This is a genomic window from Candidatus Poriferisodalis sp. (assembly GCF_965214215.1).
Lineage (GTDB): Bacteria > Actinomycetota > Acidimicrobiia > Acidimicrobiales > Poriferisodalaceae > Poriferisodalis.
In genome coordinates, this window is sequence record NZ_CBDCBD010000003.1 from 1,253,763 (window position 1) to 1,272,328 (window position 18,566).

16 protein-coding genes are annotated in these 18,566 nt (G+C 66.2%); 11 read left to right on the forward strand and 5 right to left on the reverse strand.

Annotation, left to right across the window (positions count from 1 at the left end; genetic code table 11):
* Positions 1–795 carry an SDR family NAD(P)-dependent oxidoreductase gene (locus ACOOF5_RS08075; RefSeq protein ID WP_420437991.1) on the reverse strand — a complete coding sequence of 265 codons (795 nt, stop codon included), beginning with the start codon at positions 793–795 and terminating at the stop codon, positions 1–3.
* A 111-nt stretch (positions 796–906) separates the two neighbouring features.
* On the opposite strand from ACOOF5_RS08075, the gene ACOOF5_RS08080 reads away from it, so the two are divergent.
* On the forward strand, positions 907–1,506 hold the full coding sequence (locus ACOOF5_RS08080; protein ID WP_420437992.1) for a carboxymuconolactone decarboxylase family protein: 600 nt from the start codon (positions 907–909) through the stop codon (positions 1,504–1,506).
* Positions 1,507–1,510: 4 nt separating this feature from the next.
* Here the strand turns inward: ACOOF5_RS08080 and ACOOF5_RS08085 are convergent, their stop codons facing one another.
* Positions 1,511–2,821, reverse strand: a complete 1,311-nt coding sequence (locus ACOOF5_RS08085) for an alkyl sulfatase dimerization domain-containing protein (protein WP_420437993.1) — start codon at positions 2,819–2,821, stop codon at positions 1,511–1,513.
* Positions 2,818–4,041 carry a TetR/AcrR family transcriptional regulator gene (locus ACOOF5_RS08090; protein WP_420437994.1) on the reverse strand — a complete coding sequence of 408 codons (1,224 nt, stop codon included), beginning with the start codon at positions 4,039–4,041 and terminating at the stop codon, positions 2,818–2,820. Before ACOOF5_RS08090 ends, ACOOF5_RS08085 begins: the two co-directional genes overlap by 4 nt.
* Positions 4,042–4,097: 56 nt before the next feature.
* Here ACOOF5_RS08090 and ACOOF5_RS08095 point away from each other — a divergent pair, with 56 nt between their 5' ends.
* Both ACOOF5_RS08095 and ACOOF5_RS08100 read left to right on the forward strand, forming a co-directional pair.
* The gene (locus tag ACOOF5_RS08095; RefSeq protein ID WP_420437995.1) at positions 4,098–4,757 is read left to right on the forward strand and encodes a VOC family protein; all 660 of its coding nucleotides are present in this window, start codon (positions 4,098–4,100) and stop codon (positions 4,755–4,757) included.
* Between the two features lie 243 nt (positions 4,758–5,000).
* Entirely contained in the window at positions 5,001–7,052 is a 2,052-nt protein-coding gene (locus tag ACOOF5_RS08100) for a 4Fe-4S dicluster domain-containing protein (RefSeq protein WP_420437996.1), read from the forward strand.
* Between the two features lie 59 nt (positions 7,053–7,111).
* Here ACOOF5_RS08100 and pobA read toward each other — a convergent pair whose 3' ends face one another.
* Positions 7,112–8,296 carry a 4-hydroxybenzoate 3-monooxygenase gene (pobA, locus tag ACOOF5_RS08105; RefSeq protein WP_420437997.1) on the reverse strand — a complete coding sequence of 395 codons (1,185 nt, stop codon included), beginning with the start codon at positions 8,294–8,296 and terminating at the stop codon, positions 7,112–7,114.
* A complete protein-coding gene (locus tag ACOOF5_RS08110) occupies positions 8,296–9,858 on the reverse strand; it encodes a sulfatase (RefSeq protein WP_420437998.1) in 1,563 nt (520 codons plus the stop codon). The genes pobA and ACOOF5_RS08110 overlap by 1 nt, the downstream gene beginning before the upstream one ends.
* Positions 9,859–10,009: 151 nt before the next feature.
* On the opposite strand from ACOOF5_RS08110, the gene ACOOF5_RS08115 reads away from it, so the two are divergent.
* From ACOOF5_RS08115 to ACOOF5_RS08150, 8 genes are all read left to right on the forward strand, one after another.
* Positions 10,010–10,177: a hypothetical protein gene (locus tag ACOOF5_RS08115; protein WP_420437999.1), complete on the forward strand. Its 168-nt coding sequence runs from the start codon at positions 10,010–10,012 to the stop codon at positions 10,175–10,177.
* A complete protein-coding gene (locus tag ACOOF5_RS08120; RefSeq protein ID WP_420438000.1) occupies positions 10,174–11,046 on the forward strand; it encodes an alpha/beta fold hydrolase in 873 nt (290 codons plus the stop codon). The genes ACOOF5_RS08115 and ACOOF5_RS08120 overlap by 4 nt, the downstream gene beginning before the upstream one ends.
* Positions 11,039–11,566: a MarR family winged helix-turn-helix transcriptional regulator gene (locus ACOOF5_RS08125; protein WP_420438001.1), complete on the forward strand. Its 528-nt coding sequence runs from the start codon at positions 11,039–11,041 to the stop codon at positions 11,564–11,566. The genes ACOOF5_RS08120 and ACOOF5_RS08125 overlap by 8 nt, the downstream gene beginning before the upstream one ends.
* A gap of 141 nt (positions 11,567–11,707) precedes the next feature.
* Positions 11,708–13,465 carry an ABC transporter substrate-binding protein gene (locus ACOOF5_RS08130; protein ID WP_420438002.1) on the forward strand — a complete coding sequence of 586 codons (1,758 nt, stop codon included), beginning with the start codon at positions 11,708–11,710 and terminating at the stop codon, positions 13,463–13,465.
* 102 nt (positions 13,466–13,567) lie between these two features.
* Positions 13,568–14,524, forward strand: a complete 957-nt coding sequence (locus ACOOF5_RS08135; protein WP_420438003.1) for an ABC transporter permease — start codon at positions 13,568–13,570, stop codon at positions 14,522–14,524.
* A complete protein-coding gene (locus ACOOF5_RS08140) occupies positions 14,521–16,452 on the forward strand; it encodes a dipeptide/oligopeptide/nickel ABC transporter permease/ATP-binding protein (RefSeq protein ID WP_420438004.1) in 1,932 nt (643 codons plus the stop codon). The genes ACOOF5_RS08135 and ACOOF5_RS08140 overlap by 4 nt, the downstream gene beginning before the upstream one ends.
* Entirely contained in the window at positions 16,449–17,513 is a 1,065-nt protein-coding gene (locus tag ACOOF5_RS08145; RefSeq protein WP_420438005.1) for an oligopeptide/dipeptide ABC transporter ATP-binding protein, read from the forward strand. Before ACOOF5_RS08140 ends, ACOOF5_RS08145 begins: the two co-directional genes overlap by 4 nt.
* A 143-nt stretch (positions 17,514–17,656) precedes the next feature.
* Positions 17,657–18,553 carry an SMP-30/gluconolactonase/LRE family protein gene (locus tag ACOOF5_RS08150; protein ID WP_420438006.1) on the forward strand — a complete coding sequence of 299 codons (897 nt, stop codon included), beginning with the start codon at positions 17,657–17,659 and terminating at the stop codon, positions 18,551–18,553.
* Positions 18,554–18,566 lie beyond the last annotated feature (13 nt).

Consider the following 18,566-nt stretch of genomic DNA (forward strand, 5'->3'; position numbering starts at 1 on the left):
TCAGCTTCTTGCTCCCGGTGGTGGCGTGTCTGCGAACATGGCGCCCATCTGGCCGATCCACGCGTCGTAGTCGTTGCCGCGGGCCGCCCACATGTCGGCGACGCCCGGTTCTGGGAGGATGATGAAACGCTCCTCGGCCAGTCCATCCATGAGGGCGTCCATGCACTCCTCGACGCTCATCGGCGGTGCGAGGTCTTTGGGCGGCTCAGCGCCGGGGGGCGGCTTCGGCGGGGCGAAGCCGGGTGTGATGACCATGGTCGGACACAGGGTCGACACGCCAACGCCCTTCGGCTTGAGGTGGATACCGCACCACTCGGAGAAGCCAAACGACGCATGCTTGGTGGTGACGTACGGCATCGGTGTCGGGCCTGAGATCAGACCAGCGGCCGAAATCGTGTGGAGCAGGTAGCCGCCGCCCCGTTCGATCATGCCGGGAACGACTTCACGGGCGGCCCAGATGTGGGCGTTGACGTGGATGTCGAACATCTTCTGGGTGAGTTCGCTCGGGGTGTCGAGACCGCGACCACCCGCTATGCCGGCGTTGGACACCATCATGTCGATGTGGCCCATGTGATCGTCGGCGGCCGCGATCATGGCGACGACGTTGGCCTCGGCGCTGACGTCGCACGTGATGGCGTGGCCGTCCACCTCTTGCGCGACTCGCTGGGCATTGTCGCCATCGAGGTCAGCCACGACGATGTTCGCCGCGCCTTCGGCGGCGAAGCGGCGCGCCATGCCTTCGCCGATACCGGAGCCTCCTCCGGTGATGACGATGTTCTTCCCGCTGACGTCCATGGATCCCCCCAGGAACGAAATCTAGTCGAGGACTAGATTAGGCCGGAACACATGCGAGCGGGTCGCGGAATTCCAAACGCTCGTCTCGACCTGTCTGAAAGGCGATTTCTGATGCCGAACATCTGGCCCCTCACCCTTGACGAACTCACGCCCGAGATGCGGGAGCGGATGGAGGCGTCGTGCGAGCGCACCGGTTACTACTCGAATGCGCAACTCACGCTGGCCCGCCGCCCGGAGGTTGCGAAGGCGGTGCAGAACCTCCAGCAATCGATCGGCGGGTCGTCGACCGTGCCGATGCAGACCATGTTCATGGTGGCCGAGCTCACGTCGAAGATCGCCGGGTGCCGGCACTGCCAGAGCCACGCGGCCAAGAACCTCTCCCAGCAGGGCGTCGATGCCAACAAGATCCGCGCAATCTGGGAGTACCAGACCTCCGACCTCTTCGACGATAGGGAGCGGGCCGCGCTCGACCTTGCGTTGGCCGCGGCGCAGCGGCCGAGCATGGCCGGACCAGAACAGTTCGATCGGCTGCGCGACGTCGGCTACGTCGAGGCCGAACTGGTCGACCTCATGGCGATGATCTCCCTGTTCGGGTTCCTCACCTGCTGGAACGACAGCGTCGCCACCGAGACCGAAACGGCACCGGTCGAGTTCGCGACGGAGGTCCTCGGCGGGATGGGTTGGGAGGCCGGCAAGCACGCGGCCTCCTAGGGGGTCACGGCGTCGCGGCCGCCTCGCGCAGTTCCTGCGCGCTGGTGTGGAGATAGTTGCGGCCGGTGGCGGTGACGAGGTTGTAGGCGAGCTCGTCGATCGCGTCGGCCTTCAGGTTCTTCGCCTCGGCGGTGCGATGGTCGAGCGCGATCACCATGTCGCACAGCTCGGCCGCCCACTGGGCCTCACCACCTTCCATCGCGGCTTGGGCCCGCTCGAATAAGACATCGGGACCACCCGCGAGCTCGGCGATGCGGCCACTTCGGTCGGCCGGATGCAGCGGGTTCATGCTTGCGGGGTTGCCGTCGAACCAGCCGAGCACGCCCGTGAAGATCGCCCGCACACTCCAGCTGACGTTTCCGTAGTACTCGCCGAGCATCGGGTTGTCGGCGAGGTCGCGCGGCAACGTCACTTCATGGGCCAGCTCGTCGGGGGTCTTGCCCGCGTTCATCCCCTCGATCGTCGCGTTGTAGACGTGCCACATCGCTCGGCTGTAGGTGCCGATCGCCTCGTCGACTTCCGCGGCGCCGGAGAAAGGCGTGGTGTGGCCCAGGACGAGATGCTCGGCCTTGAGTTCCCGCATGCGGTCGACCGATTCGCACCAGTCGCGGACATCGCGGTATTGCGTGCCGCGAATCGCGTAGAGGTTGGGCCACGACCGATACATGTTGTCGCCGGCGAAGACGACCCTGTCCTGAGCGAACCACGTCATGATCTGGTCCTGTGTCTCGCCTGGGTTCGACGTGACTTCGAGGGTCACCCCGCCGAGTTCCACGACTCCGTTGGCGTCGAACGTCTCGGTGGGGAAGGTGCGACGGTCGGGGCCGCCCCCGGGCCCACCCGCCAGCGCGCCCGCCTTCGGGTAAATCGCCGGTGCGATGCCGTTGTTGATCCGCTTCTCGGGCGGCAGCAAGAACCCGGCCTGGCGCTTGCCGCGAACCTGCGCGATCGATGCGCCGTTGCGAGCGAAGCGCCGCGCCTCGTCGCCGAAGCGAACGTTGCCCCAGATCTCGATGTCGGGGTTCTCGTCGAGGAACGCGGGTGCGCCGCCGGTGTGGTCCGGGTGGCCATGGGTGTAGACGAGTCCCACGATTGGCAGATCGGTGTGGTTGCGCAGCTCGGCGATCGCCTCGGTCGACAGGGCCGGCACCGATCCGGAGTCGACGGCGACGACACCGGTGTCGCCGACAACGAACGAGAAGGTGGACACGCCATAGCCGACCGCCACGTGGACCCGCTCGGAGAGCTGGATCCAATCGCGGGCGAACAGGTGGTCGATCGAACGAAGCCTGGCGGAAGCAGCGGTGTCGGTCATGAGGGTGAACCTTGGGTTGGTTGCAGTGTGTGGACGTCGGGGTCGACGAGTTGGGTGGAGAGGGCGGCGAGATACCGGCGCATCGCCACGAGGTCGCCACCGAGCGGCTCGAGCCCGTACTCGATGATGTTGCGATAGATGCCCCAGCCGAGGTCGAGCGCGTGGACGGCGACCACCTGGCCGTGCACGGTTGGGTCGGTCGTGGCGCGGCCCGTGCGTTCAGCGACCGTTTCGACCATGCGGGCGACCATGGGCGAGCGGGTGTACGCCTCATGATCCCATTCCTCGGTTGCGGCGAGGTGCGCGAGCGTGCGCCAGAGCGGAAGACGGCGTTCGGCGTGGATCGGCACGATGTTCGCCTCGGCGGCGCCGCTCTCCAGCAAGGCGGCGGCTCGGTGTTGGATGCAGCTCGCGATCAGGTGTTCCTTCGACGCGCAGTAGTGGTGCACCTGGCCATGATTGACTCCCGCCTCGGTTGCGATGTCCTTCAGGGTGATGGCGGACGGCGTGGCGTCGCGCAGGAGCGCCGTCGTGGCGGAGATCAGTTTGGCCCGCACGGCTTCAGGGCCGCGGTCGTGCTTGAGTGCCGGCTCGACGGTTGGCGCCTCGGGCACATCGGCCGGCTCGTCGACCTCTGAGCGGATCGGGTCGAGGAGTCGCATCGATCGCGTCGAAAGGTCCTCGCAGATCGCGTCGACGTCGGGGTCGAACGGGGCAAGCGCGTAGAGGATCATGTCGCGAAAGATCCACCAGCCGCGCTGCAGTGCCGTAGTCGCAGCGGTGACCGCCATCACCTCGGGGTCGTTTGCCGGGCGCCCGATGTCGTCGGCCCGCCGATGCGCCAACCAGCCGACGACCGGCGACGGTTCGAACGGTGGTTGGCGCCACGCCCCAGTGCTTGCGAGGTAAGCGAGTGTGCGCCATCCAGCCGGCCGGTTGGCCGCATCGAGCGGCAGGGGAAAGTGTTGACCGTCGTGCATGCGGTCCTGGTGGTAGCGCGCAGCGCCATCGGCGATCGTCGCCGCGATCAGTCCGTCCTTGGAACCGAAATAGTGATGGATCTGCCCGTGGTTGACGCCGGCTCGCTCGGCGATCTGGCGTACGGTCACGTCGAACGGTGTGCGTTGGGACAACAACTCGGTCGCGGCCCTCAGCAGGCGTGCCCGGACGGCATCCGGCCCCCGATCGCGGGCTTCGTGGCGATGGGCCCCTGCGATCATCGCCCCCCAATCTAGTCCTTGACTAGGACTGTGTTGCCAGGACTACCCTGACCCTCATGGCTCAAGGATCCTCTTCTCCCGGCGACGATGCCGGCAACCTCGACAAGACCTTCCGCGAGTGGCAGGACGACGGGTCGAGCGAGGTCGCCACGCTCGGCGGCGTCTACGGCGGTGCCAACGGTGTGAACCACATGGTGCTCAACGTCCGCGACATGGAGAAGTCGCACGATTTCTGGACCCGGGTGATGCGCCTCGAGCACTGTGGGACACAAGGCGGCCCCGGGCAGCCGCGGTTCCTGCGCTTCTACCGGTCCCACGGTCACACCCACCACGACATCGCGCTGAGTCCAGCCAAGGACCCCGATTCGCTCCCGATCCCGACCGGGCCCTTGCAGACTCCCGGCCTGAACCACTTCGCGTGGACATATCCCGACCTCGAGACGTGGAAGCAGCAGGTTCGCCACGTGGTCGACACTGGCTACCCGATTCAGTTCCGTATGGAGCACGGCATGAGCCAGAGCCTGTATGTCCGCGACCCTGACGGCACGGTCGTCGAGATGATGTACGAGTTCCCCGAGGAACGATGGAACGAGAACATCGAGGCGGCACTTGAGTACCGGCGAGTCCTCGACATCGACAACGACCCCGACTACTTCGATCCCAAGCCCGAGGACATGCCCTTGTTCGACGAGAACGGCCTGGCCGAAGCTTCATGACCGTCGAGGAAGACCTGATCGAACAGGCGGCCGCAGCACCCCGGACCGCTAACGACGCCACCTCGGCGAGTGCGCCAGCGTCCCCCACATCGTGGCGCGGATGTCAGACGCCTTGCCACTTATGGGGGACACGATCCACAACACCCAGTGTTCGAACCTAGTCAGCAACTAAAGTCGGCCCTGACGACGGGTCATGCAAAGGGACCAGTGAAGCTTTTCTCACATAAAAAGCGTCCGACCGGCATGGGTCCGTACCCGCTCGAGCGACTTCCGCGGCTTGCCGACCCCGCCGCGCCGGTCGGCGGCGCGGGCGTTCGTCCCGCCGAGGCCCGACAGGAAGGGCCGCTGTCCGCCAGCCATGCGTACGAGCTCTACCTCGGCCTCTTCGACCAACAGCACACGGGCGACGTGTCCGAGCGAGCCCCGATCCCGGACGACCCCCAGGAGCGAGCCGACAACTTGAAGGGCGGCCTCTACTTCCTCGATGCCGACATGGCGGGGTGCGGCGTGCTCACCGCCGACGCCTGGACGGGCGAGACCTGCGACCACGGATTTGCGGTGGTCACTCTGGTGGCCCACTCCCGCACCGTCGGGCGCGATCAGCCCGGCGACGACTGGATCGATGGCACCCGACAGGTCAACGCCGACTTGCGGGCCGCCGAGCTCGCCGTCTTGATCGCCGGCTACATCCGCCGCATCGGCTTCGACGCGGTCGCTCACACCCCGACAACCTCGGACGTCGACATCGACAAGGTGGCGCTGCAGTGCGGGCTTATCGAAGCGGTCGGTGGCGAACTCCGCGCCCCCTTTATCAAGACCGGATTCTCGCTCTCGGTCGTGTCCACCGACATGGAGATCGCGCCCGACGCGCCGCTCGCTCGCCGCGGCCTGGCCGCCAATTTGCGGTCGACCCACTCGCTCGGATGGCTGCTCGGTCGAGGTGGCACCCGGGCGGGCCTCGGCCGGCTCAACGGCGACCACCGTCCGCTGCACATGGGCCGCTACCCGATGGAGCGCATCAAGCGCGTCCCGGAGGCGACCACGTTGGTGATCCCCGAAGAGATCGAGCGGGTGCCGGTGCGGGCCGGGGGCTTTCCGCGCGCGGGTCACGGCGACATGGGGCCGAAGTTCCAGAAGGAATTGGCGGTTTTCTCGTACAAGACGCCGCAGGCGCAGGCCTACATCCAACAGATCGGCGAGATGGTGCCGTATCAGGATGGCGAGGTCGCCCCCGAGCGCGCGCCGGGCACCAGCGATCCGGATCGCAACGCCGACGCGCTGAAGGCCTTCGCCCATCACCTCGGCGGCGACATGGTCGGCGTGTGCGAGGTGCCGGAGTATGCCTGGTACTCGCACAACGGCAAAGGCGAAGTGATCACGCCACGCCACAAGTACGGCGTTGTGATCCTGCTCGACCAGGGCTACGAGACCATGGAGGGCGCGAGTGGTGACGACTGGGTGAGTGGCGCCCAGTCGATGCGCGCGTACATGCGCGGCGCGCAGATCGCCGGCCTCATGGCCGAACATCTCCGAGCGCTCGGCTTCAGCTCTCGAAGCCACACCAACCGCGACAGCGAAGTGCTGCACATCCCGCTGGTGCTCGAAGCGGGGCTGGGCGAACTGAGCCGCATCGGCGAACTGGTGCTCAACCCATTTGTCGGACCGCGGTTCAAGTCGGTCGTGCTCACCACCGACATGCCGTTGACGCCCGATCGCAAGATCGACTTCGGGCTCCAGGACTTCTGCAACAAATGCACCAAGTGCGCCCGCGAGTGCCCGTGCGGGGCGATCGAGTTCGGCGACAAGATCATGTTCAACGGGTACGAGATGTGGAAGCCCGACGTCGAGAAGTGCACCAAGTACCGCCTCGGCAACATGAAGGGCTCGGCGTGTGGGCGCTGCATGAAGACGTGCCCGTTCAACATCGAAGGCGTGCTCGCGGAACGGGTGTTCTTGTGGTCGGCGATCAAGCTGCCCTTCACCCGTAAGTTCATCGCCAACCTCGACGACAAGGTCGGCAACGGCTCGATCAACCCGATCAAGAAGTGGTGGTGGGACCTCGAATTCAAGGACGGCCGCACCATCGAGCCCGAAAAGGGCACCAACGCCCGCGAACTCGACATGAACGGCGGCCGCATCGCCTCCAAGCAGAAGGTGGCGATCTACCCGCCCGACGTGCTCCCCGCGGGCGACAACCAGGGGGTACCGGTCAAGCTCGAACGCAAGGAAGCGATTCTTCGGCGCCAACAGGCCGAGACGCCGGCTGCGGCGTGGGCTCGCGTCGGTCGTCGCTGAGCGCCGCGGCTCCGTCGTGCTGACCTTCCCTGCTGGTTCCGCACGCGACCGAGCCGCCCTCAAGCGGTGACGACGTCTTCGAACGGCAGGCCGACGTACTGCTCCGACAGCGACCGCTGGGCGGCCTCCGAGCCGGTGATGTAGTGCAGCTCTTGCTCCTGGGCCCGCTGGTCGAAGTCGGTCTGGTCGGGGAATCGATGAAGGAGGCCGGTGAGCCACCAGGAGAACCGGACGGCGCCCCACACCCGGCGGAGAGCGATCTCGGAGTAGCGCTCGAGCCCCGACGGGTTCCCGCTGAACGCGGCGATCAGTGACTCCGAGAGATAGTGGACGTCGGACACGGCGAGGTTGAGCCCCTTGGCCCCGGTGGGCGGCACGATGTGGGCGGCATCGCCGGCGAGGAACAGTCGGCCGTGGCTCATCGGTTCGGACACGAAGCTGCGCAGCGGGGCGATCGACTTTTCGATCGTGGGCTGCGGGGTGATCTGGGCGGCCTGCTCGGGCGGGATGCGGGCGAACAGTTCGTCCCAGAACCGATCGTCGGACCAATCGTCGACCGTGTCGTCGAGCGGGCACTGCACATAGAGCCGGGCGAGGTTGGCGTTGCGGCTGGAGCAGAGGGCGAACCCGCGCTCGTGGTTGGCGTACATGAGCATCGGGAGGGGAGGTGTCTCGGCCATGACGCCCAGCCAGCCGAATGGGTACTCCTTGATCATCTCTCGGCGGATCGATGCGGGGATGGTCGGCCGGCTGGCGCCGTGGAAGCCGTCGCAGCCCGCGACATAGTCGCAGTCGATCCGGACCTCGGTGCCGTCGTGTTGGTAAGTGAGCCATGGCGAGTCGGTGTCGATGTCGTGAAGCGCGACGTCCTCCGCCTCGAACACGAGGTGGGTCCCGGCCTCGTCGGAGGCCGCGTACAGGTCCTCTTGGATCATGGTCTGGCCGTAGACCATCATCCGCTTGCCGAGGAGCTCGTGCGTGTCGACACTCAACAGCTCGGAGCCCTTCCACGCGATGTTGATGGTGTCCTTGGGGGTGCCGACCTCGTCCATGCGGGCACCGAGTCCGTGCCGACGCAGCAGCTCGACCGTGCCCCATTCGAGTACACCGGCCCGAATGCGCCCCAGGACGTACTCGCGGGTTTGCCGCTCGAGGACGATTGCATCGATCCCGGCGCGGTGGAGGATGTGGAGGAGCAGCGCTCCGGCGGGTCCGCCGCCGACGATCACGACCTGCTTCTTCATCAGGCGATGTAGTTCGGCCGGTAGCTGGGGTTCGCGCAGGCGATCATCATCTCGGCCAGTCGCTCGCCCATTTCGGTCCGCAGACCAGCGCTCGACGGGTCATCCCACCGGTTCTCGAGTTCGTCGGGATCGTTCTCGAGGTCGTACAGATCGTGGTAGCCGAGGTTCTGGTAGCGCGTGATCCGGGCCTCGGTTGTGAGGAGCGTGCGCATACGCGGCTGCACGCCGGCGCGGATCCCATCGCGGATCTGGTCCTCCTCGATCAGCAGCTCGTGGCGCAGCTCGACGGTCGGGTCGTCGAGGATCGGGGTGAGGTTCAGCCCCTGGGAGCCGTAGTAGCTGGCGACACCGCACAGGTCGAGGACCGTCTCGCCCAGGTCCAGGGTGTTGCACAGCGAGTCTGTGGTGCCCGCACCGATGCCCGGACCGGTGATCGTGAACGGCACCCGCAGCACGCCGTCGTAGTGCACGAACATCTTGAGCAGCAGGCCGTGGTCGCCGAACATGTCGCCGTGGTCGGACGTGAAGATCACGATCGTGTCGTCGGCTTGCCCTGAGCGTTCGAGCGCACCGAGCACGTTGGCGACAGCGTCGTCGATCATCGTGATCGCGCCGTACTCGAACGCCATGGCGTGGCGGAGTTGGTGCTCGTCGGGAGCCTGCAGGTCTGGCGAACTCGTAACGTTGCCCCGGCCGCCGACGATGCGCTGGATGTGCGCGGCCGAACGGGTGTGGGGGTCGTTGAACGTGCGCGGGACCTCGACGTCGGCGGGGTCGTACATGTGGGCGTAGTCGCCGGGCGGCGTGAACGGGTGGTGTGGGTCGGGGAACGAGCACTGGAGGAACCACGGCTCGTCGCCGCCGGCGCGTGACTCGATCCAGTCGACCGACCGTTCCGCGACGTAGGTCGTCGGGTAGAGCTCGGGCGGCATCGACGGCTTGCGGACCTGGTCCCATTCGGGAAGCGTCCACTCGGCGTTGTCGAGGCCGGCGACGTCATGCCAGTCGTGGCCCTTCTCACGGAGCCATCCGACGTAGTTGCCGGTGCACTGGTCACCATGGTTCGAGACGATCTCGACATGGTCGAACCCGTAGTAGTCGTCGGGGAACACGATGTCTTCGGCGAGGTGACCAGCGATCGACTCGTAGCGATCCCACCCGTTGGTCCCAGGTAGGCCGGTGAGGCGGGCCTGCTCGTCGTGGGAGAAGTCGAATTGCCGCCGAGCGATCTCGGGGAACAGCTCGAAGTTCTGGAAGTGTCCCTTGCCGACGAGGCCAGTTCGGTAGCCGCTCGACCGCAGGCGCCGAACGAACGTGTTCGCGTCCCAGTCGAGCGCGATGCCGTTGTGACGGGTGCCGTGCACCGACGGGTAGCGCATCGTGAGCATCGAGCACCGGTTCGGTTGGCACAACGGGTTGGCCACGAACGCGTTCGTGAACTGCATGCTGCGCGCGGCCAACGCGTCGAGCGTGGGCGTTTGCACGATCGGGTTGCCGCCGAAACCGAGATGGTCGGGGCGGTGTTGGTCGGTGATGATGAGAAGGACGTTCGGGCGACTCACGACGGTCCTCCCGAATCGAGCCCGAGCGCCCGGAAGAGCGTGCTCGCGGCGTGGCGGACTTCCGCGAAAATCTGCTGCGCCTCCTGGTCTGGCGTCATGGCGAAACCATAGCCAGAAACCACATTCATCACGAATGTTACGATCCGCCCCAATGACCAACATCGCGGCATTGCGGCCAGCGGCGGGGTTCGATGTGACGGCATTGCCGCCCGACTACTTCCAGTCCATCGTCGACCATCTCGGTCCCGAGCCGCAGCGCCAGGGCCGAGTGCGCGAGGGCTACGCGAGCCCAACGCTGCGCGGGAGCCTGTTCGGATGACGGCCGCTCATCGGGTCGACAACGACGGCCTCAAGCTCGCCCTCTTCGAGGAGGGTGCCGGTCCCGACGTGCTGTTCGTCCATGGCCTCGGGAGCGCGGCCGAGATATGGGACGACGTCGTGGCCGACCTCGCTGATCGGTATCGGTGTTGGCGGCTCGACCTCCGCGGCCACGGCGCGTCCGACCGAGCCGACCGCTACCTGCAGTCGGGCTACGCCTCCGACGTCGCGGCGGCGCTCAACCACATCGGCCGACCGGCGGTCGCGGTCGGCCATTCGCTCGGCGGCAGCGCGATCACCGGCGTCGCCTCGGAGGGCCACCCGCTCCTGCACGCGGTCTACATCATGGACAGCACGCTGGTTCGACGGCCGGGTGCGCAAGCGACGACGACTGGCGTGTTCGTTCGGATCGCCGAGATGCTGCACGAGTACCAGGCCGCGGGCCGGCCGGTCGACGACTATGTCGCCTGGCTCGCGAGCCAGCCGTACCCGGGAGGGGTCACGGTCGGCGAGGCGTTCACGCCTGAGCGCCTTCGGGGTCGCGCCGAATCACTGTCGCTCGTCGACGTCGGTGCGATCGAGGCAACGATCGCGGGCTACCCCGATGAACCGCCCCGCGCCCCTGCGTTCGTAGTTCCAACTCGGGTCGCCGGCGCCGATCCTGCGCTCGGTGGCTCGTTCACCGACGGGCAGCTGGCGGGCGTGCTTGAGCACACACCCGGACTCGAGTTCCGGCGCTTCGAGGGTGTCGGTCATCCAATGATGATGGTGCAGGGGTTTCGCGAACCAATCGTGGCCGACCTCGTCGAGTTCCTCGATCGCATGTCCGGGCCTCTGCCGCAGCGGCGTACAGTCGCCTCTCATGACTGAGGTCGACGCCGGGGCCGTCCGCAACCTGCCCGAGACGCTCGAGCGTGTGCTCGGGCGTCGGATTCACGCTTTCAGCAACCGGATCCAGGCCAGCTTCTACAAGCGCACCGAGCAGCCCTTCGGCATCAGCCTCCCCGAGTGGAGGGTGCTACGCAGTGTGGTGTTCAAGCCCGGCCAGGCCCGAGCCGATGTGGCCGCGGACGAAGCGATCCATGTGATGAATGTGAGCCGGGCCGTCGCAGCGCTGCGCAAGAAGGGGCTCATCGAGGTGTCGCCCGATCCGGCCGATGGACGCCGAAGCCTCCTCACCGCGACGCCTCTGGCCGAGGAACTCGCTGCTGACATGATCCGGCGTGAGGCGCTGATGTACGAGCACGTCTTCTCGTGTCTCGACGAAGACGAGCGCGGCCGACTCGACGACCTCCTCAGCCGGGTCAACGAATTCGTCCGCACCTCTGAGCTGCCGCCACCGCCCGACGGATCCCGCGATTGGGCGGCGGTGTTTTCCGACCTCGACTGACAACTCACCTCGACTGACGACTCCTAGTCCTCGACTAGAATATTGTTGACAATCTCGGCGCGGGGGCGGGCTACTATCCTGAACCATCACGATCGTTACGAATGTGCGGCGTGGTTTGACGAGGGGACCCTTGGAGGGGACATGACCAAGAAGTGGATGCGGCTGCTCGCAGCGCTGCTCGCTATCTCGCTTGTCGCCGCATCATGCGGCGGCGACGATGACGACGATGCAGTTGGCTCCGACGCCGCGACTGACGAAGCCGGTGCCGATGCCGATGCCGATGCCGACGACGCGGCCGATGCCGACGACGCGGCCGATGCCGACGACGCGGCCGATGCCGACGACGCGGCCGAAGAAGACGACCACGACGCGACCGAAGCCGAAGACGTCGGCAATGTCGAGATCGACGAGTCCGCCAATTGCGCCGCAGCGGTCGAGCTCGAGGTCGGCGACTACGCCCCGAGCGGTCACGCCGACGTCGGCATGGGATTCATCCTCACTGGTGGATTCAACCCGCACAACAACCAGGCGCCTGCAGCTTTCGCCTACTACGGCTGGGTGTACGAGGGTCTGGTCCGCCAGGACGGAGTCACGGGCGCCATCGTGCCGTGGCTGGCCAAGTGCTTCGAGATCTCCGAAGCCGGCGACCAGATCACGTTCTTCCTGCACGAGGGCGTGACCTTCCACGACGGGACCCCGTTCAACGCTGACGCCGTCATTGCGAACGTCGAGTTCATCCAGACCGCCGGTCCGCCCGAGGTTCTTCCGCCGGTCGCGGGTCAGCTGGCCAGCGTCGAGAGCGTCGTGGCCGTCGACGAGTACACGGTGCAGTACAACCTGAACGCCCCGAGTGCTGCGCTGGTCCTCAGCGGCCTCATCCGCAACTCGGGCTTCATGGTGTCGCCCAACTCGCTCGGCAGCGCCATCGCCAACCCGTCGGGCACCGGGCCCTACGCGGTCGACAGCGAGTCCGAGGATCACACCGATATCAATCTCGCCGCGTTCCCCGACTACTGGCAGCCCCAGCTGGTTGGTTTCGAGACGGCCAACATCCAGGGCGGTCTCAGCGCTCAGGCCCGCCTCGACGGTCTCATCGCCGGTCAGTTTGACATCGCCACGATCAACAACAACGAGCAGGAGCTTGTCCCCGCCTTCAGCGCGAACACCACCGTCCGCATCGGCTTCGTCGTTGCCGATTGGCTGGGAGAGCAGATCCCGCAGCTGGCGAACAGGGACGTTCGTTGTGCCATGGCAGCCGCCCTCAACCGAGTCGGGATCCAGGAAGCCGGCGGCAACGCCCCGGAGTCCGCGATCAAGCAGTTTGCGGTCAGCCCGACCGACTATGCCTACATCGACGACCTCGACTCGCCCGACTTCGACCTCGAGCTCGCCCAGAGCCTGATGGACGCCAGCGGCGAAGAAGGATTCGAGTTCACGAACGGTCACCTGCCCGCTGGCTTCTGGCCCGTCACCGCCTCGGCCTGGGCTGGTGCGCTCGCCGAGATCGGCATCACCATGAACAACGAAGCCCTCGACCCTCCAGGCGCCGGTGAGATGTTCGCCCGTCTGGCCCGGGCCCAGCACCCGGTGCAGATCGTGGCCTACAACGAGCCCAACGCGCTGATGTCGCTCATCGCCCGCACTGGTACCGGTTTCCTCAACCCGTCTGGCGTCTCGCCCGACGGCGTGGTCGAATTCGTTGAGGCGGCGAAGAGCAAGACCTTCGAAGACGGAGAGGCCGACGTGGCTGCCGCCTTCAAGATCATGATCGAAGAGTGCATCTTCATCATCAACCACGCACTGACCACGACGATCGGTCATCAGGAGGACATCACCGGTCTCCAGCACACTCAGGGCATCCCTGTCTCGTTCTGGCCGCACGGTGTGCGTAAGGGCTGATCCAGCCCGCGCGCTGAACGACTGAGAGGGTCCCGGGCCGATCGGGCCCGGGACCCTCGTCGTTCACGTTAGATAGCGTCGGTTCGGAGGGGGACTTCGCGAATGGCGAAATACATCGGCTTCCGGCTGCTGGCGACAATCCCGCTCATGTTCGCGATCGCGGTGGTGACCTTCCTCATCGCGGTCGCGATGGAGGCCAACGGCTCGATCGCCATCCAGGTTTGTGGGGAGGGTGCCACGCCGGAGTGTGTGAGTGCCGTCGAGGAGAACCTGGGGCTGGACGATCCGATTCCCGTCCGTTTCATTCAATGGCTGGGCGACGTCGTAAGCGGCGATCTCGGGGCGTCGTTGCTCGACAAGAACGCCTCCGTCGCCGGTCTCATCGGTGAACGCATCTGGGCCTCGGTCAGCATCGTCGGGTTCAGCTTGGTCATCGGCATCACCATTGGGATGGTGATGGGAATCGTGGCGGCGATCCGCCCGGGCGGACTGCTTGATCGCTCGCTGTCGGTCGTTGCCGCCAGCGTCATCGCGGCGCCCGGCTTCATCATCGGCATGATGCTGTCGTGGGGGATCGCGATTGAACTCGGCTGGCTCGACCCCATCGGGTACACGCCTCTCAGCGAGTCGGTCACTGGGTGGTTCACGTCGATCCTCCTGCCCGCCACCGCCCTCGGCATGCCGACCATCGCCATCGTTCAGCGCCAGCTGCGGAGCTCGATGGCCAACGCACTTCAGTCCCGCTACGTGCTCGCGGCGCGGGCCCGCGGGGTCGGTCGCGCGCCATTGATCCGTCGGCATGCCCTCCCGAACGCGATGGTTCCGACCATCACCGTGTTCGGCTTCCGGGCGGCTGCCGCGATCGGGCTGACGACCGCGGTCGAGATCGTGTTCGGCATCCGCGGCATGGGCGAATTGCTGGTGACAGCGATCCTCAACCGCAACGTCACGGTGCTCCAGGGCGGGATGCTGATCGTCGGCCTCGTTGTGGCCGTTGTGAACCTCCTGGTCGACATCAGCTACGGCTTCTTGAACCCGAAGGTGAGGCTCGCGAAGTGACTGCAGCCCCGTCGGCCGCTCAATCTCCGCGACGGCGCTTCTGGGGCCGGATGTTCAAGAACCCGCTCGGGATCTTCTCGATGATCTGGTTCGTAATCCTTCTCATCGCGTGGGTCTGGCCCGAACTGCTCGCCACGCAAGATCCGCTCCAGCAGGACGTCACCCTCCAGCGGCTGTTCGAGGGTCCGAGCCGCGATCACTGGCTGGGCACCGATCAGCTCGGTCGCGATTGGTACAGCCGGGTGATCTTCGGCGCCGGCTACGCCTTCCGCTCCATCCTGATCGCGATGACGATTGCCGTCGTGGTCGGCGTCCCGCTCGGACTTTTCTCGGGTTGGCGAGGCGGGCGAATCGACCGGGCGATCATGTGGGTCAACGACGTCTTGTTCTCGTTGCCGATCATCCTGCTCGCGATGGCGGTGATCATCATCCTCACGCCGTCGCTCGACAACGCGATGATCGGTGTCGGCATCGCGATGTCGACCCGCTTCACCCGACTCACCCGGGCGGTGACGCTGCAGGAGAAGGAAGAGCTCTACGTCGACTCGGCCCGGATAACGGGGTTGTCGACTCCGACGATTCTCGCCCGCTACATCGCGCCGAACCTGTTGTCATCGCTCATCGTTCAGGCGGCCATCATCTCGGGCGCCATCATCTTGATCGGCGCCACGCTGAGCTTCCTCGGGATCGGCGCGAGTCTCGACGACCCCGACTGGGGCGTCATGTTGAACCGCTCCCGTGAGCTGTTCCGGGTGGAAGGCGTCTGGCAGGTCGTTCCGCCTGGGATGGCATTGATCTTGACGGTGCTGTCGTTCAACCTGCTGGGTGATGCGATCCGCGACGCAATCGGTCGCGACTCGAGCAACAACGCTCTCTCGATCACGAAGCGCACAGCGGTCACCGCAGCAACAACACCGCACGCCACCGGTCCCGATGTTGTGTTGTCGGTCCGTGACATGGACGTCGAGTTCCCCGGTCAGAGCGGACAGGTGAGCCAGATCCTCCAAGGAGTGTCGCTCGAAGTGCGCGCCGGCGAGACGCTCGGCGTGGTCGGCGAATCCGGTTCGGGCAAGAGCATGACCATGCTCTCGGCCCTCGGTCTCACGCCCGCGCCCGGACGAATGACGCGCGGCAGCGTTCAGTTCGGCGGCCGTGATGTCACGAACCTCACCGAGTCGGAGTGGCAAGCCATCCGGGGCAAGGACGTCGGCGTCATCTTCCAAGAGCCGATCGCGGTCCTGAACCCGGCGATCAAGGTCGGTCGACAGATCGCCGAGCCGTTGATGATCCACTCGAACCTCAACAAGAAGGCTGCGCTCCAACGGGCGGGCGAACTTCTCGCTGAGGTTCGAGTGCCCGACCCGGTCCGTCGCCTCGACCAGTACCCCCACGAGTTCTCCGGAGGTATGGCGCAGCGGGTGGGCATCGCCATGGCGCTGGCATGCGAGCCGAAGCTGCTCATCGCCGACGAGCCGTCGACTGCGCTCGACGTCACTGTGCAGGGCCAGATCCTCGACCTGATGGCTGAGGTGCAGGAGCGGCACAAGATGGCGATCATTCTCATCACCCACGACCTCGGCGTGATCGCCGAAGCCGCCGATCGCGTGCTCGTGATGTACGGCGGGCAGGTCGTCGAGACGGCGTCGGCCGACGATGTCTTCTACCGCCCCAAGCACCCCTACAGCCGTGCCCTGCTCGACACGATGCCACAGAGCCACGATGGCCACGGCGAGCTTCCGGTGATCCGCGGCATGGTGCCGTCGGCGACCGCGTGGCCGCAGGGCTGCCGCTTCGCTCCCCGCTGCGATTTTGTTACCGACGCCTGCACCAACGACATGCCCACGCTTGAGACCATCGGCGGCGACCTCGTGCGCTGCATCCGGCACGGCGAGTTCCAACTCGTGCCCGCAGAGGAGGTGCAGGCGTGAGCGGGTCCGCGTTCTTCGACGTCGACGACCTCCACGTTCACTTCGCCTCGCGCGCCAAGCTGTTTCGCGAGACGCCGCCGCCGGTCAAGGCGGTCAACGGCATCAGCTTCTCGATTGAGCCGGGCAAGACCTTCGGGCTCGTCGGCGAGTCGGGCTCCGGCAAGTCGACGGTCGCCCGCGCGATCCTGCAGCTCGTCGATGTGCACGCCGGCACGATCCGTCTCGACGGCGACGACGTCACCAACGTGCCCCGCCCGAAAGAGCTGGCTTTCCGTAAGAAGGTTCAGGCCGTCCTTCAGGATCCCTTCTCGTCGCTCAACCAGGTCCACCAGACCCGCAGGATCATCGGCGACGGCATCACCCGTCACTTCGGGATCAAGTCCGGCCCCGAACGCGAGCAGCGGATCATCAACCTGCTCGACGAAGTCGGCATGTCGACCGAGTTCCTCGATCGGTACCCCTATGAGATGTCGGGTGGTCAGCGGCAGCGGGTGTCGATTGCGCGCGCCCTCGCCGTCGAACCCGAGTTGATCATCGCTGACGAGGCCACGTCGGCCCTCGATGTGTCGATCCAATCGCAGGTGATCAATGTGCTCCAGCGGGTCCAGGCCGAAACGGGCGTGGCATTCCTCTTCATCGGCCACGATCTCGAAGTCGTGAAGCATGTGAGCGACGACGTCGGCGTCATGTACCTCGGCTACCTCGTCGAGCAGGGCGATGCTGACGCCATCTACGAAGGGCCGACGCACCCGTACTCCGAGATGCTGGTCGCGTCGATCCCGATGCCCAACCCGATCATGCAAGCCAGTCGCCGCGAGCTACGGCAGTCGTTCAACAACGACGCTGAGCCGCCGTCGCCGGCGCGAATGCCGCCGGGCTGCCCGTTCGAGAACCGGTGCCCCGTCGCCCTGGACATCTGCCGTGAGGAGATGCCCGCACCCAGCCCCGCCCATCACGGCGGCCAGGTGCGATGCCACCTCCATACGTCGGGGCCCGAGCTCGGCGGGGAGTCGGTCGTCGAGTACATCAAGACCGAGGCGCGCGGCCAGGTCGCGCTCTGAGCGACGTCGAGTCGGCAGATCGTTCAGAGGAAGCGCCAATAGGTGAACCCTTCCGTTGTCGCACCAGTCGTTTCCCGCTCTTGTTCGCTGTCGCTCACGGGCCGCTCGGGCCACGGCTTCGCCTATCGGCTCAGCCTCTCATCGTGACGGTGCACTCGTTGCTCGAGTCGTCGTGGGAGTGGGAAACGGTTGCCGGCCCGTTCTCATTCACCGAGGGCCCGGTGTGGGATGGCGAGCGGGTGATCTTCACCGACGTGCCGACGAGCCGGATACTGACCTTCGACCCTCGCACCGGTGAAACGGTGGTGCTCATCGACGGCACCGAGAAGGCGGTCGGCCTCGCGCTCGACGCCGACGGACGGTTGTACGGCTGTGTCGACGGTGGACGTCGCGTCGAGCGCTACGAGGCGGATGGTTCGCGCACGGTCGTCGCTGACCGATTCGAGGGCGCGCGCCTCAACGCCCCGAACGATCTCACGATCGGGGCCGATGGGCGGATCTGGTTCAGCGACCCGCGTTACCAGCCCGACAAGTCCGTGATGGAGCTCGATCACGAGTCCGTGCTGATCGCCGTTCCCGACGGCGACGGCTACCTGGTCGAGCGGGCGACGTTCGACACGACCCGTCCCAACGGCGTGTTGTTGAGCCACGACGAACGCACGCTCTACGTGGCCCAAACCCACATGCCGCCACCGGAGTCGTGCCGCGAACTCCGCGCGTACCCGATCGGCGACGACGGCACCCTCGGTGACTACGAGGTGCTGTTCGACTTCGGCGACGATCGCGGCGTCGACGGCATGACGCTCGCACCCGATGGCTCGTTGCTGGCCGCTTGCGGTTGGCCGAAGGGCGGACGGGGCCCACGTGTCGCAGTATTCGCTCCCGACCACACCCACGTGCTCGACATCCCGACCGAGGTCAATCCGTCGAACCTTTGCTTCGGCGGAGCCGCGGGCCGCGACCTCTACCTGACTGATTCGGCCGGGTGCCTACGACGCATCACCAACCTGGTGAACGAGGACCTCAGCAGCCCCTGGTGATCAACGGCGCCTG

Bases quoted from the DNA above. Each gene is read 5' to 3' on its own strand.
- ACOOF5_RS08100 (WP_420437996.1), top strand. From the start codon at position 5,001: ATGGGTCCGTACCCGCTCGAGCGACTTCCGCGGCTTGCCGACCCCGCC.
- ACOOF5_RS08135 (WP_420438003.1), top strand. From the start codon at position 13,568: ATGGCGAAATACATCGGCTTCCGGCTGCTGGCGACAATCCCGCTCATG.
- pobA (WP_420437997.1), bottom strand. From the start codon at position 8,296: ATGAAGAAGCAGGTCGTGATCGTCGGCGGCGGACCCGCCGGAGCGCTG.
- ACOOF5_RS08120 (WP_420438000.1), top strand. From the start codon at position 10,174: ATGACGGCCGCTCATCGGGTCGACAACGACGGCCTCAAGCTCGCCCTC.
- ACOOF5_RS08130 (WP_420438002.1), top strand. From the start codon at position 11,708: ATGACCAAGAAGTGGATGCGGCTGCTCGCAGCGCTGCTCGCTATCTCG.
- ACOOF5_RS08075 (WP_420437991.1), bottom strand. From the start codon at position 795: ATGGACGTCAGCGGGAAGAACATCGTCATCACCGGAGGAGGCTCCGGT.
- ACOOF5_RS08115 (WP_420437999.1), top strand. From the start codon at position 10,010: ATGACCAACATCGCGGCATTGCGGCCAGCGGCGGGGTTCGATGTGACG.
- ACOOF5_RS08080 (WP_420437992.1), top strand. From the start codon at position 907: ATGCCGAACATCTGGCCCCTCACCCTTGACGAACTCACGCCCGAGATG.
- ACOOF5_RS08090 (WP_420437994.1), bottom strand. From the start codon at position 4,041: ATGATCGCAGGGGCCCATCGCCACGAAGCCCGCGATCGGGGGCCGGAT.
- ACOOF5_RS08095 (WP_420437995.1), top strand. From the start codon at position 4,098: ATGGCTCAAGGATCCTCTTCTCCCGGCGACGATGCCGGCAACCTCGAC.
- ACOOF5_RS08125 (WP_420438001.1), top strand. From the start codon at position 11,039: ATGACTGAGGTCGACGCCGGGGCCGTCCGCAACCTGCCCGAGACGCTC.
- ACOOF5_RS08085 (WP_420437993.1), bottom strand. From the start codon at position 2,821: ATGACCGACACCGCTGCTTCCGCCAGGCTTCGTTCGATCGACCACCTG.